The sequence below is a fragment of the Sphingomonas sp. BK580 genome (genome assembly GCF_014194975.1).
Classification (GTDB): domain Bacteria; phylum Pseudomonadota; class Alphaproteobacteria; order Sphingomonadales; family Sphingomonadaceae; genus Sphingomonas.
Genome location: NZ_JACIAY010000004.1, coordinates 236,136 through 249,806, shown reverse-complemented (window position 1 = coordinate 249,806; position 13,671 = coordinate 236,136). Strand labels below are relative to the sequence as shown.

Sequence of the window (13,671 nt, the reverse complement as noted above, 5' to 3'; positions counted from 1 at the left end):
AGCCCGACTCGGTGGCTTCAAGACTGGTCGCGGCGCCGCGGCTGTGGCACGCGGTACGGCTTCGTCTCTCCACCACCGGGTCCCGTCCATGCCGATCCCTTCCGCGCGTCTCGGCGCGCTCCGCGACCAGCTCGTGCGCGACCAGCTCGACGGGTTCGTCGTCCCGCTGACCGACGAGCATATGAGCGAATATGTCGGCGACTACGCGCAGCGGCTGGCGTGGCTCACCGGCTTTGAGGGCTCGGCCGGCACGGCGGTGGTGCTGGCCGATGCGGCGGCGATCTTCACCGACGGTCGTTACACGATCCAGGTGCGCGAGCAGGTCGCTGGCTCGGATTGGTCGTTCGTCGGCGTACCCGAGAGCAGCGTCGCCGGCTGGCTCGCCGCACATGCCGGCGCCGGCATGCGTGTCGGCTATGATCCCTGGCTGCACACGCGCTCCTGGGTCGAGGAGGCGCGCGCCGCGCTCGCGGGCACCGATGCCGAACTGATACCCGTCGAGCGCAACCCGATCGACGCGATCTGGGCCGACCGCCCCGCCCCCTCGCCCGCGCCGCTCGCTGTCCATCCCGACCGGCTCGCCGGGCGCGGCGCCGCCGCCAAGCGCGCCGACGTGGCCGACTGGCTCGCCGCTGCCGACGCCGACGCGGCCGTGATCACTGCGCTCGATTCGATCGCCTGGCTGCTCAACGTCCGCGGCGCCGATGTCGCGAGAACGCCGGTGGCGCTCGCCTATGCGGTGGCGCACGCCGACGGCACCGCCGACCTCTACGTCGCGCCCGAGAAGATGACGCCCGAGGTCGCCGAGCACCTCGGCAACGCGGTGCGGGTGCACGACCGCGCCGCCTTCGCCGCCGCGCTCGACTCGCTCGCGGGCAAGCGCGTCGCGATCGACCCCGCGCTCGCGGTCGCCGCGATCGCCGATCGCGTCGAGCGCGCCGGCGGCACCGTGCTGCCGCTGCGCGACCCGACCGTGCTGCCGCGCGCCACCAAGAACGCGACCGAGATCGCGGGCCATCGTGCCGCCTCGCTGCGCGACGGCGCGGCGCTGACCCGCTTCCTGCGCTGGGTCGCCGGCGCGGCGCCGCGCGGCGGCGTGACCGAGCTCTCCGCGGCCGAGCGGCTGCTCGCCTTCCGCGCCGAGAGCGGCGTGTTGCGCGACCAGTCGTTCGACGCGATCTCGGCGACGGGGCCGCACGGCGCGATCCCGCACTATCGTGTCACGCCCGAGTCGAGCCTGCCGATCGAGCCGGGACAGCTGTACCTGATCGATTCCGGCGGGCAGTATGAGGACGGCACCACCGACGTCACCCGCGTGGTGCCGATCGGCGCGCCGAGCGACGAGATGCGCGACCGGTTCACGCGCGTGCTCAAGGGGCATATCGCGCTCGCCACCGCGACCTTCCCGCCCGGCACCAACGGCGGCCAGCTCGACTCGCTCGCGCGCCGGCCGCTGTGGGACGCCGGGCTCGACTATGCGCACGGCACCGGCCACGGCGTCGGCAGCTATCTCTCGGTGCACGAGGGGCCGGCGCGGATCGCCAAGCCGAGCTACCCGGGCGGCGGCCCGGCCGAGCCGCTGCTGCCCGGCATGATCCTCTCGAACGAGCCGGGTTATTACAAGGCCGGCGCGTACGGCATCCGCATAGAGAACCTGCTGCTGGTGGTCGAGCGCGCGCTGCCCGACGGTGACTCACCGATGCTCGGGTTCGAGACGCTGACGCTGGCGCCGATCGACCGCGACCTGATCGACCCGGCACTCTTGACCGACGCCGAGCTGACGTGGATCAATGACTACCATCAGCGCGTGGCGGCGACGATCGGGCCGGTGCTGGGGGGAGACGACGCGGCATGGCTCGAGGCAAGGTGTATGCGCATCACGCGCTGATCGTGGCGGGCGTGGGCGCGCTGTTCGGCGCGGCGTCGGTGAGCGTGTGGCACATGCTGTCGCTCGCCTTCACGCTGGGTCATCGCGCCGCGGGGGGCTGATCGGCGCGCGCGGGGCGGTGTCGTTGTCCTGACCGGCGCGCGCCTGCGCCTTGCGCCGCCGCAGGTTGAGGCGCAGCTGCTCGGCCAGACGGGCCGCCCGTTCGTCGCGGTCGCTCATGAAAAGCGCGCTAGAGCGAGTGAGGCACCTTGACAATCACCGGCGGCTCGTCTCTTAGGCGCCCTCCGCCCGACGAGGTCGGAAGTGCTGCCGTAGCTCAGTGGTAGAGCGCATCCTTGGTAAGGCTGAGGTCGTGAGTTCAATCCTCACCGGCAGCACCATTTTTCTCCTTCTTCTTCCTCCTTCACCCGGTTGATCCCGCCAACCGATCGGCGAGGAAATCGACGAACACGCGCACCCGCGCCGGCAGATGCGCGCCGCCGACGAAGACCGCGTGGATCAGCTCGATATCACCGGGATTATAGGCCTCGAGCAGCGGCACCAGCCGCCCGTCGGCGATCGCACCTTCGACGCTGAACCGTCCGACTCGTGCCACGCCGACGCCGGCCGCGGCGAGCTGCCCCAGCGTCTCGCCGTTGTTGGCGACGATCCCGCCCTCCACGCACAAGGTGAAATCGCGGCCGTCACGGCGGAACGGCCAGGTCGGCTCGGCGCGGCGGAAGCTGAAGTTGAGGCAATTGTGCGCGTGCAGGTCCTCCGGCACGATCGGCGTACCGTGTCGCGCGAGATAGTCGGGCGCGGCGACGATGACGCGCCCGCTCTGCCCGAGCTTGCGCGCGGTCAGCGCGCTGTCGGCGAGCGGGCCGAAGCGCACCGCGACGTCCGCCTGCCCCGCCGCGACATCGACCAACGTGTCGGTCAGCGCGATGTCGACCAGGATGTGGGGATAGGCGCGCGCGAAATCGCCGAGCAGCGGCACGACGCACAGCCGACCGTGCGAGAGCGCCGCCGAGACGCGCAGCCGTCCGCGCGGGCTGCCCTGATCGGCGATCTGCTGCTCGGCATCGTCGAGATCGGCGAGGATGCGCCGCGCCGCGAGCAGATAGGCCTGCCCCTCCGCGGTCAGCGTCAGCGCGCGCGTGGAGCGGAGCAGCAGCCGCACGCCCAGCCGCGCCTCGATCCGGTCGACCGCGCGCGCCACCGCAGACGGGGTCAGCGCCAGGATGCGCGCGGCGGCGGAGAAACTGCCCACCTCGACCACGGTGGCGAACAGAGCGAGCGCGCGCGCCCGGTCGCTGCCACCCGCCAGCTTTGCGTCCATCGCACAGATCCTTCGCCTGCTGCGGCGGTTCTACACCGCGTCATCCTTCGCCACTTAGTCGCCTCGGACCGGATGGCAAAAGGTGAAAGATGGACTATCGGCAACTGGGCGCATCGGGACTGCGCGTTCCCGCGCTGTCGTTCGGCACGGGGACGTTCGGCGGCAAGGGCCCGCTGTTCGGCGCCTGGGGGCAGAGCGACGCCGCCGAGGCGCGCCGCCTGCTCGATATCTGCCTCGACGCGGGGGTCACCTTGTTCGACACCGCCGATGTCTATTCGGAGGGAGCGTCGGAGGAGGTGCTCGGCGCGGCGATCAAGGGCCGCCGCGACGCGGTGCTGGTGTCGACCAAGACCGGCCTGCCGATGGGTGACGGGCCGCAGGATTGGGGCGCCTCGCGCGCGCGGCTGATCCGTGCGGTGGAGGACTCGCTGCGGCGGCTCGGCACCGATCACATCGATCTGCTCCAGCTCCACGCCTATGACGCGCACACCCCGGTCGAGGAGCTCATGGCGACGCTCGACCGGCTGATCACCGCGGGCAAGGTCCGCTACGCCGGCGTCTCCAACTATCCCGGCTGGCAGCTGATGAAGGCGCAGGCGGTGGCCGACCGTCACGGCTGGCCGCGGCTGGTCGCACACCAGGTCTATTATTCGCTGATCGGCCGCGCCTACGAGTGGGAGCTGATGCCGCTGGCGCAGGATCAGGGCGTCGGCGCGCTGGTGTGGAGCCCGCTCGGCTGGGGCCGGCTGACGGGCAAGATCGGGCGAGGACGGCCGGTCCCGCCGGGAAGCCGGCTGCATGACACCGTCCAGTTCGCGCCGCCGGTCGCGGACGAGCATCTCTACCGCGTCGTCGACGCGCTCGAGGCGGTCGCCGCCGAGACCGGGCGGACGCTGCCGCAGATCGCGCTCAACTGGCTGTTGCAGCGGCCGACCGTCGCCTCGGTGATCATCGGCGCGCGCGACGAGGCGCAGCTGCGCGACAATCTCGGCGCGATCGGCTGGGCGCTCAGTCGGGAGCATATGGCGACGCTCGACGCCGCCAGCGACGAGCTCCCGCCCTACCCCCACACGCCCTACCGCCAGCAGGAGGGCTTCGCCCGCCTCGCGCCGCGGCTGGTCTGAGCGGAGACGAGTCATGAAGCTCAATCCGGGCCTGTCCGCCCTGGCGATCGGCGCCTTCGGCATCGGCGTCACCGAGTTCGCGCCGATGGGCATGCTGCCCGTGATCGCCGCCGACCTGCGCGTCTCGATCCCCTCCGCCGGCCTGCTGGTCAGCGCCTATGCACTCGGCGTGCTGATCGGCGCGCCGCTGATGACGCTGACCACCGCGCGGCTCGATCGCCGTACCTTGCTAATCGCGCTGATGGCGATCTTCACCCTCGGCAACGCGCTGTCAGCAGCCGCCGGCGGCTACGCCTGGCTGATGGCGGCGCGCGTCGTCACCGCGTTCAACCACGGCGCCTTCTTCGGCGTCGGTGCGGTGGTCGCGGCGGGGCTGGTGCCGCCCGAGCGGCGTGCCGGCGCGGTCGCCGCGATGTTCACCGGGCTGACCGTGGCGACGATCGGCGGCGTGCCGCTCGCCACCTGGGTCGGCGAGGCGATCGGCTGGCGTCCCGCCTTCGCCGGCATCGCCGCGATCGGCGCGGTGGCGATGGTGACGCTGCGCCTCGCCTTGCCGCCGCTGCCCGCGCCGGCGGGGGCGGACCTCGCCGCCGAGCTGCGCGTGCTCGGCCGCCCGCGCGTGCTGCTCGCGCTGGCGCTGACCACGCTCGGCTTCGGCGGCGTGTTCACCGTGTTCACCTATATCGTGCCGATCCTGCGCGACGTCGCCCACGCCTCGACCGCGCTGGTCACGGTGTCGCTGATGCTGTTCGGCGTCGGCGCGACGATCGGCAACACGCTCGGCGGCCGGCTCGCCGACCGATCCGTGACGCGCGCGCTCGCCGCGATGCTCGCGCTGCTGACGCTGGTGATGCTCGCCTTCGCCTGGCTGATGCACGCGCCGCTCTCCGCCGCCGCCGCGATCCTGGTCTGGGGCATCGCCAGCTTCGCGACCGTGCCGCCGTTGCAGATGCAGGTGATGGCCGCGGCGGGCGAGGCGCCCAACCTCGCCTCGGCGATGAACATCGGCGCGTTCAACCTCGGCAATGCGATCGGCGCGGCGCTGGGCGGCGGGGTGATCGCCGCCGGGCTCGGCCTGCCCGCGGTGTCGCTGGCGGGCGCGGCGATGGCCGCGGCGGCGCTGGCGCTGCTGCTGCTGGCGTCGCGTCAGCCGCGGGTCGCCTGCGCCGGGTGACGCGCGAGGACGTGCGCGCGCTTGTCGGCTTGGCGCGCGACCTGGACGGCGACATGGCCGTCGCGCAGCGCCAGCGCGGCGCCTGCACCGCGCCGCCGCGCTCGCGCCTGACATAGCGGGGCGGGCCGTCGATCCAGCGCATCGCGGGCAGCACCGGCGGCGTGCCGCGGTGCTGGCGCGCCAGCCCGGCATGCCGCCGCCGTACGCGATCCAAGCGGCGCGCCCGCGTCGGCCATCGACCCCGGATGCGGCACGCGGAAGCGCGCTGCAGCCGGTTCCCCGTGTTGATCGTCCCGATCAGGCGCGTCCGCCACACCTGCTCGGCCTGCGGGCCCAGAGAGAACCGCCCGGTGTGACATGCGACAGCGCTCACCGCCCCTTATCGCCGCTGCCCGCGCGCGCTAGGCTGCGGCGGGGCGCGCGAGGCGCCGCGGGAGCCAGCACGATGCCGACCGGACCCGACCGCGCCGCGCTCGAGTGCGACCTCGTCATGAAGGGCGGCGTGACGAGCGGGATCATCTACCCCGGCGCGATCGCGGCGATCGCGGCGACGTACCGGCTGCGCGCGATCGGCGGCACCTCGGCCGGGGCGATCGGCGCGGCGGCCGCGGCGGCGATGGAGTTCGGTCGGCGGTCGGGGCGCCATCCGGGCGCGCGCGAGCGGCTCGAGCGGCTGGCGCTCGAGCTGGGCGAGCAGCACGGCGGCGCGCCGCTGCTCCAGCATCTGTTCGAGCCCGACGCGGCGACCGCACCGCTGTTCCAGCTGCTGCGTCGGCTTCAGGCGGCGGCGGGCCGGCGCGGCGTCGCCGGCGTGATCGGCGTCCTCGCTCGCGCGGCGCTCTGCTGGGCGGGGCTGATGCTCGGGCTCGTCGCGGCGGCGTTGCTGTGGCTCGAGCCGACGCGCGGTGCGGCGCTCGCGCTCGCGCTGCTGCTGCTCCTCGCCGTCGGCGTGCCCGCGCTGGCGCTGCTGCTCGCGACGCTCCTTTGGTCGCCGGTGCTGCGCACCGGGCTGCGCGCGATCGCCGCCAACGGTTACGGCTTCTGCTCGGGCGCGGCACGGGCGCGCGTCGCTGGTGAGACCTTGCCGTCGCTGACCGAGTGGCTGCACGCACGCTTCCAGGAGCTCGCCGGGCTGGCGGCGGACGAGCCGCTCACCTTCGGCGACCTCTGGGCGGCCTCGCACCGCGGCGCGGGGCCGACCCGCGACGAGGCCTTGGCCGCCGCGCTACGCGGCGCGCACGATCCGCGGCGCCCATCCCCGAGCCTCGCCACGATCGCCCGCGACATCGAGCTCGTGCTGGTCGCGTCCGACATCAGCCGGGCGCAGTCGGTGCAGCTACCGTTCCAGCGCCGCGAGGATCTGCTCTATGCCCGGCGGAGCGACCTCGCGGCGCTGTTCCCGCCCGAGATCGTCGCGTGGATGGAGCACCATCAGCGCGCGCCGACCGATCCGCGCGACGATCTCGCCGGCGTCGCGCTGCACGACGTCGACGCGGGCGACATGCTCCGGCTGCCCCGACCGGAGGACCTGCCGGTGCTCGTCGGCGTCCGGATGTCGCTGAGTTTCCCATTCCTGTTCCGCGCGGTACGACTTTACGTGCTGCGCGAGCGCGCCGGCGCGCTCGGCGGCGGGCGCGAGCTCGCGGAGCTGTGGCTCACCGACGGCGGGATCACCTCCAACTTCCCGCTTCACCTGTTCGACGCGCCGATCCCGACACGGCCGACCTTCTGCCTGAACCTGCTCTACCATGACGACGAGCTGCAGCCGGAGCGCGTGCCCGCCGAGGCCGAGGCGCCGGATCCGGGTCTCGCCCCCGCCGACGCGCCGCCCGAGGAGATGGTCTACATGCTGCGGACCAACCGCGGTCGGCTGGCAAACTATACCCGCCTCGCCGGCGGCTCGCCCGTGGCGCAGCTGCTGCGCTTCGCCGGGCGCATCATCACGACCGCGCGGCAATGGGGCGACAATCAGCTGATCGACGTGCCGGGCTATCGTGATCGGATCGTCCATGTCCGCATGCGCGACGGCGAGGGCGGCTTCAATTTCGCGATGGACGCGGCGACGATCGCCGACCTGCAGCGCCGCGGCGCGCGCGCGGGCGAGGTGATCGCCACCCGCTTCGTGCCCGACACCTTGGTCGACCCGCTGTTCGCGGGCGAGCCGCTCGTGCTCAACTGGGCCAACCACCGCTTCGTCCGCTTCCGCGCCTTTCTCGCGGGCCTGGAAGTGAGCGCCGCGCGCTTCGCCGCCGGCTGGCACGACGACCGCGCGCGCGCCGCACTGCCCGCGACCGACCCGCTCCACCAGGCGCCGAGCATCGAGCGCATGGCGGCGGAGGCCGGGACCGCCGCGGGCGAGTCGATGCCGACCCGCCCGGGCTATCCCTTCGCCAATGCGACGCAGCGCGCGCTCGCGCTCGACATGGCCGCGGGTGTCGAATCGCTCGCCGCGCTCGCGCCGACGCCGGCGATCGACGGCGTCGACCGCGTCAACGGCCGCCCCGGCGCACCGCGGCCCAAGCAGGCGCTGCGCCTGCGCCCCAGCATCGACTCGGACCCGCGCGCCGAGCTGCCGTGATCCGTGGCGACGCGCCCGCGGCTTTGTGGCACAGCGCGGCGATGGTCCAGCGCGTGCATATCCTCGTCGACGCCGACGCCTGCCCCGTGAAGGAGGAGATCTACCGGGTCGCCTACCGGCTCGAGATACCCGTCGCGATCGTCAGCAACGCGCACCTGCGAGTCCCCGCTCACCCGCTGATCGAGCGCGTGACGGTCAGCGACATGTTCGACGCGGCGGACGACTGGATCGCCGAGCACACAGACGCGGGCGCGATCGTGATCACCGCCGACATCCTGCTCGCCGACCGCGCGATCAAGGCGGGCGCGGCCGCGGTGATCGGTCCCAACGGACGGCCCTTCACCGCCAACTCGATCGGCAGCGCGGTGGCGGTGCGCGCGATCATGAGCGACCTGCGCGCGGGCGGCGACCGCGTGGGTGGTTCGCCGCCGTTCGCCAAGGAGGATCGCTCGCGCTTCCTCTCCGCGCTCGACGAGGCGATCCAGCGCGCGCGACGACGAGCCGGCTAACCATCCGGCATCACGGGCGATTGCGCGACGACGCGGGCTGACGCAGTCTCACCGCGGCGATGCTTCCCGCGTCGCCCGGCACCTCTCCCGGCGCCGATCACAGCGGAACTCCTGCCCCATGCCGATCCGTCCCGCGCGCCACCTCGCTGTCCTGCTCGCCGCTTCCGCCCTCGCCACCCCCGCGCTCGCGGCGCCGACGCTTGACGGCGCGATCGGCGAACATGCGGTGCTCCAGCGCGACCGGCCGATTGACGTCCGCGGCACCGCGGCGCCGGGCGAGACGGTGATGATCAGCCTCGCCGGCCATAGCGTCAGCGCCACCGCGGCGCGCGACGGCCGCTTCACCGCCCGCCTCCCCGCCCTGCCCGCGGGTGGCCCTTATGAGCTGACCGTCGCCGCACCGAGCGGCGCGACGCTGCTGGGGGACATCCTGATCGGTGACGTGTTCCTCTGCTCGGGCCAGAGCAACATGGAGCTGACCGTCGACGACGCGCAGACGCTGTTCGCCGACGCGCACCCGCCGCTCGACCCGCAGCTGCGGCTGCTGACGATCGCCAAGAACGCCAGCGCCACGCCGCTCGACCGCCTCGCCACGGCGCCGCGCTGGCAGGCCGCGGGGCCGGACAATGTCGGCGGCTTCTCGGCCGCCTGCTTCTACATGGTGCAGTCGCTGCGGCGGACGCAGAAGGTGCCGATCGGCGCGATCCACTCGAGCTGGGGCGGGTCGCGGATCAGCGCGTGGATGAGCGACGCCGCGCTCCGCGCCGGCGGCCAGGCGGATGCCGCGACGCTGATCGCTCTCTACGCGCGCGACCCCGCGGCCGCGGTGCGGCGGGCGATCGGGCAGTGGGAGGAGTGGTGGCGCGGCGCCAGCGGTGACCCGCGCGGCAAGGAGCCGTGGCAGCCCGACGCCGCGCTCGACTGGCGCGCGGTGCCGGCGCTGACCAACTTCGAGACCTGGGGCGTGCCCGAGCTGGCCGACTACAACGGCATGATCTGGTACCAGAAGACGGTCGAGCTCACGCCGGCGCAGGCGCGCGGGGCGGCGACCTTGTCGCTCGGCACCGTCGACGACGCCGACACCACCTGGGTCAACGGCGTCGGCGTCGGCTCTAGCAGCCTCGCCTCGCAGCCGAGAGTCTACGCGCTGCCCGCGGGCACGCTGCGCGCCGGGCGCAACGTCATCACCGTCAACGACGACGACGTCTACGCGCTCGGCGGGATGACCGGCCCGACGGAGCGGATGCGGCTGACCTTCGCCGACGGCAGCAGCGTCCCGCTCGACGGCGGCTGGCGCTACGCCGTGGCCAAGCGTGTCGGCGGCGGCGCGCCGCGCGTGCCGTGGGACGACATCAACGGCGCGGGCACGCTCGACAACGCGATGATCGCGCCGCTCGCGCCGCTCCAGCTCGCCGGCATCGCCTGGTACCAGGGCGAGTCGGACACCGGCCTGCCCGGCTACGACAGGCGCCTCGCCGCGCTGATCGCCGACTGGCGCCGCCGCATGGGCACACCCGAGACCGGCTTCGCGGTGGTGCAGCTCGCCGATTATGGCACGCGCGCCAAGGCCCCCGCGGAGAACGGCTGGGGCATGGTGCGCGACGCGCAGCGCCGCGTCACCGCGGCCGACCCGCACGCCGGGATGGCGGTGGCACTCGACCTCGGCGACGCGCTCGACATCCACCCGGGCGAGAAGCGCGAGGTGGGGCTGCGGCTCGCGCGCGCGATGCGCGCCGCCCGCTACGGCGAGCCGGTCGCGGCGGCGGGGCCGGCGATCGCGGGGGCGAAGCGCGGCGCCGACGGCGGCGCGGTGCTGCGCTTCACCGGCGCGACGGGGGCGCTCAGCGCGCGCGGCGCGGCGCAGGCGATCGGCTTCGAGCTGTGCGGCGCCGCGGCGGGATCGTGCCGCTTCGCCGCGGGGACGGTCACCGGGGACACGGTGACGCTGGCGGGCGACGGCCAGCCGGTGACGCACGTCCGCTACGCCTGGGCCGAGACGCCGGTGGTGAACCTGTTCGACGAGGCGCAGCTGCCGGTCGGGACCTTCGACGTGCCGGTGGACTGAGCGGGCGGGCGTGGGTGGCATGGGGTGTGCGGGCAGCGACCAAGCTTGACCCTCATAACAGGTGAGAACGACTCATCCTCCCCTGTAAGGGGAGGTGGCGCGCGCAGCGCGACGGAGGGGTGTCCGCGTCGGCGAGGGCGGGTGCACTCACCACCGGCCCCCCGTCAGGACTTCGGCCTGTCACCTCCTCCGTGGGGAGGATTGCTAAGCACCCTCGCTCGCTACGGCCGAGTGCGCTCGCCCCCAGCCACCGGCGACAGCGTGAACGAATCGACGTCCACCCATCCCCTGCTCTCGCCCGGCGCGTAGCAGAACAGGGCGAACTGCTCGCCCTGGAAGGTGCCGGTGCGCCACGCGAAGCGCAGCGGGAAGTCGCCGCCGAGCCCGCGCCAGCGGCGCCCGTCGTCGCTGTACGCGACGCGACCGGTGGAGGCCCGGAAGTCCATCTCGGTGCGGAGCCACAGCCGATCGCCCGCGAGCGGCACGGTGGCGCGGGTCTCGGTGCGCGCGCCCTCGAGCTCGTCCTCGGTCACCTCCATCGCCAGCGACGCGCGCCCGTCCGGCCCGCGCGTGGCGGTGAGATTGGCGCTCACCTGACCGAGCGTGCCGAAGCCGCAGCGGTCGCCCGGGGCGAGATGCGCCAGGTCGAGCACCACCTCGCCGCGGCTCGCCGGCCCCTGCCCCTTCTGGGTCAGCGTATTGCGCGCGTCCCAGAAGCGCGCCGCGCGCGTCGGGCGCAGCCGCAGCCAGCCCGGCCGCTCGGTCAACGACCAGCGGCGGTCGTCCGGATTGTGGTTCCACTGCCACTGAGCGCCCAGTATCGGGCGGTCGAACGTGTCGGACGAGGGCGGCTCCGCGAAGGCGCCGCCGGCGATCGGCTTGCGCGCGCGCGCGGGCACGCGACCGGGCGCGTCGGGCGTGCCCCAGACGGGCCAGTCGTCCTTCCAGAACACGGGCGAGACGTTGGTCATCCGCCCGATCGCGCCGCTGTCCTCCATCACATAGCCGAACCAGCCGCCGTCGGGCAGGTCGACCAGCGCGCCCTGGTGGCCGCCGCTGTGATCGTCGATCTGGTCGCGCGTCTCCCACGGCCCGAACAGGCTGCGCGCGCGCGACACGCTCAGCGCGAGGCGCGGCGGCAGCGCGTTGAAGAGGTAGTAATAACCGCCGCGGCGGATCAGCTTCGAGCCTTCCGCCCCCTTGATATAGTGGATCTTGCGCGCGCCGGTCACCTTGGAGAGCGTGCGGTCGAGCGTCAGCAGCGTGATCGTGCCGTCGGCGGTGGTCGCGGTCGCCAGATAGGCGCGGCCGTCGGGCTCGATGAACAGCCCGGGGTCGAACGCCTCGCGGTCCAGCTCGTGGTAGCGCCACGGGCCGCGGATGGTCTTGGCGTAGTAGATGCGCGTCTTCTGCCCCACCGGGGTGATCGCGAGATAGAAGGTGCCGTCGTGGTGGCGCAGGCTCGCCGCGTAGAGCCCCTTGCGATAGGCGTTGCCGCCGACGAGATCGTAGCGCGGGTCGCCATCGAGCTTCGTCGCGACATGGGTGGCGATCGTCCAGTTGATCAGATTGCGGCTGTGCAGGATCGTGATGCCGGGCACGTTCACGAAGGTGGTCGAGACGAGATAATAGTCGCGCCCGACGCGGATCACGTCGGGGTCGGGGTAGTCGGCGTAGAGCACCGGGTTGCGGTACGTGCCGTCACCCTGGTCGGCGCGCCACACCTGCGCGGTCGCGACCGCCGGGGCGGCGAGCAGCAGCGCCGCCAGCGCGACGCGCCTCACGGGAACACCAGAGCGCGCGAGAAGAAGGGGATCACCTGCTCCTGCACGCGCGTCGCCACGCCGCTGACATGGTCGCCGGGATAGACCGCGAAATCGTGACGGATGCCGTAGCGGTCGAGCGCGGCGTGGAGCGTCTGGGCGTCGGCCTTCAGCCCGTCGCGGTCGCCGACGTCGAGCCCGATCGCGCGATACTGGCGCAGGTTGCCGACATATTGGTCGACCATCGCCAGCGGGGCGTTGGCCGCCCAGCGCGCCACCACCTCCGGGCGCGGCTGACCGTTCTCCGTCGGCAGGTCGAGGAAGAGCGGCGGCTTGGTCGGGTTGGGCGACCAGGCCGCCGCGGCGGCGAGCTGCGCGCGCTGGCCCCAGCTCAGCGTCGCCGAGTCGGCGGGCGAGCGCAGCGCGGCGAAGGTCTTCTCGTCCGCGGCCGCGTCCCCGCCCGGGGTCCGCGCGGAGAGACAGCACGGGCTCATTATATACAGCGCGCCGAAGGTCTCCGGGTGCTTCATCCCGATCCGCGCGGTGCCGTAGCCGCCCATCGAGTGGCCGGCGAGCCCGCGGCTGTTGCGGTCGGCGACGGTGCGATAGTGCGAGTCGATGTAGGCGACGAGGTCGCGCGCGACGAAGCGCTCGAAGTCGCCGGTCGTCACCGAACTCGAATACATCGAGCCGTTGTGTGCGGTCTTGCTGTCGGGCAGCACCACGATCATCTCGCGCGCGCCCTGCGCGAAGGCGCCCTCGATCGTCTGCGGCACGTGGATCTCGCGGGTCCACTGCTCCGCCCCGATCGAATAGCCGTGGAGCGCGTAGACCGCCGGATAGCGTCGCTTCGGGCTGCTCCTGTAGCTCGGCGGTAGCACGACCAGCACGGTGCGGTCGGCGCTGTCACCCTCCAGGCTGCCCTCGAGCGAGCGGCCGTGGACGGTGATCCGCTCGACGACCGCTGCCTTCGCGCCTGCCACCGCAGGAGGCGCGGGCGTGGACACCTGAGCCGCCGCGGCGGGTGCCAGCAGCGCGAGCAGCGTCGCCGCCGCCGCGCGCACGGACCGAACCTTCTTCATCCACCCTCTCCTTGTTACCGCTATCTGCCTGTGGCGGGCGGCCTCTTCGCGCAGAGAGTAAGTAGTTGAACGAGCGGCCGTCAATGGCGCCCGCTTGATCCACGGCATATGGCGCCGCCTGATGTTAGCGCTATACATCTAGTCATGACCGGCGATCGACCGGCGCG

11 protein-coding genes and 1 tRNA gene are annotated in these 13,671 nt (G+C 73.1%); 8 read left to right on the top strand and 4 right to left on the bottom strand.

Annotated elements, in window-relative coordinates:
• Positions 1 to 88: 88 nt before the first annotated feature.
• Complete coding sequence (locus FHY05_RS09910) at positions 89 to 1,888, top strand: aminopeptidase P family protein (RefSeq protein ID WP_183944219.1); 1,800 nt, start codon at positions 89 to 91, stop codon at positions 1,886 to 1,888.
• The gene (locus FHY05_RS09905) at positions 1,852 to 1,989 is read left to right on the top strand and encodes a hypothetical protein (protein WP_183944218.1); all 138 of its coding nucleotides are present in this window, start codon (positions 1,852 to 1,854) and stop codon (positions 1,987 to 1,989) included. Before FHY05_RS09910 ends, FHY05_RS09905 begins: the two co-directional genes overlap by 37 nt.
• On the opposite strand, the gene FHY05_RS09900 is transcribed toward FHY05_RS09905, so the two are convergent.
• Complete coding sequence (locus FHY05_RS09900) at positions 1,958 to 2,107, bottom strand: hypothetical protein (RefSeq protein ID WP_183944217.1); 150 nt, start codon at positions 2,105 to 2,107, stop codon at positions 1,958 to 1,960. The two genes, FHY05_RS09905 and FHY05_RS09900, sit on opposite strands and share 32 nt — an antisense overlap.
• Before the next feature lie 86 nt (positions 2,108 to 2,193).
• Between FHY05_RS09900 and FHY05_RS09895 the strand changes: the two genes are divergently transcribed.
• A tRNA-Thr gene (locus tag FHY05_RS09895) sits at positions 2,194 to 2,268 on the top strand.
• Positions 2,269 to 2,291: 23 nt separating this feature from the next.
• Here the strand turns inward: FHY05_RS09895 and FHY05_RS09890 are convergent.
• Complete coding sequence (locus FHY05_RS09890; RefSeq protein WP_183944216.1) at positions 2,292 to 3,209, bottom strand: LysR family transcriptional regulator; 918 nt, start codon at positions 3,207 to 3,209, stop codon at positions 2,292 to 2,294.
• Positions 3,210 to 3,298: 89 nt separating this feature from the next.
• Here FHY05_RS09890 and FHY05_RS09885 point away from each other — a divergent pair, with 89 nt between their 5' ends.
• From FHY05_RS09885 to FHY05_RS09865, 5 genes are all read left to right on the top strand, one after another.
• Positions 3,299 to 4,333 carry an aldo/keto reductase gene (locus tag FHY05_RS09885; protein WP_183944215.1) on the top strand — a complete coding sequence of 345 codons (1,035 nt, stop codon included), beginning with the start codon at positions 3,299 to 3,301 and terminating at the stop codon, positions 4,331 to 4,333.
• A 13-nt stretch (positions 4,334 to 4,346) separates the two neighbouring features.
• Positions 4,347 to 5,507 carry an MFS transporter gene (locus tag FHY05_RS09880; RefSeq protein ID WP_183944214.1) on the top strand — a complete coding sequence of 387 codons (1,161 nt, stop codon included), beginning with the start codon at positions 4,347 to 4,349 and terminating at the stop codon, positions 5,505 to 5,507.
• A gap of 445 nt (positions 5,508 to 5,952) precedes the next feature.
• A complete protein-coding gene (locus FHY05_RS09875) occupies positions 5,953 to 8,085 on the top strand; it encodes a patatin-like phospholipase family protein (RefSeq protein WP_183944213.1) in 2,133 nt (710 codons plus the stop codon).
• Between the two features lie 53 nt (positions 8,086 to 8,138).
• Positions 8,139 to 8,594: a YaiI/YqxD family protein gene (locus FHY05_RS09870; protein ID WP_183944352.1), complete on the top strand. Its 456-nt coding sequence runs from the start codon at positions 8,139 to 8,141 to the stop codon at positions 8,592 to 8,594.
• Positions 8,595 to 8,712: 118 nt separating this feature from the next.
• A complete protein-coding gene (locus FHY05_RS09865) occupies positions 8,713 to 10,659 on the top strand; it encodes a sialate O-acetylesterase (protein WP_183944212.1) in 1,947 nt (648 codons plus the stop codon).
• 221 nt (positions 10,660 to 10,880) lie between these two features.
• On the opposite strand, the gene FHY05_RS09860 is transcribed toward FHY05_RS09865, so the two are convergent.
• Together FHY05_RS09860 and FHY05_RS09855 are read right to left on the bottom strand one after the other, a co-directional pair.
• Complete coding sequence (locus FHY05_RS09860) at positions 10,881 to 12,443, bottom strand: glycoside hydrolase 43 family protein (protein ID WP_183944211.1); 1,563 nt, start codon at positions 12,441 to 12,443, stop codon at positions 10,881 to 10,883.
• Positions 12,440 to 13,504, bottom strand: coding sequence for an alpha/beta hydrolase family protein (locus FHY05_RS09855; RefSeq protein ID WP_183944210.1), 1,065 nt, complete (start codon positions 13,502 to 13,504; stop codon positions 12,440 to 12,442). Before FHY05_RS09855 ends, FHY05_RS09860 begins: the two co-directional genes overlap by 4 nt.
• Positions 13,505 to 13,671: the final 167 nt, after the last annotated feature.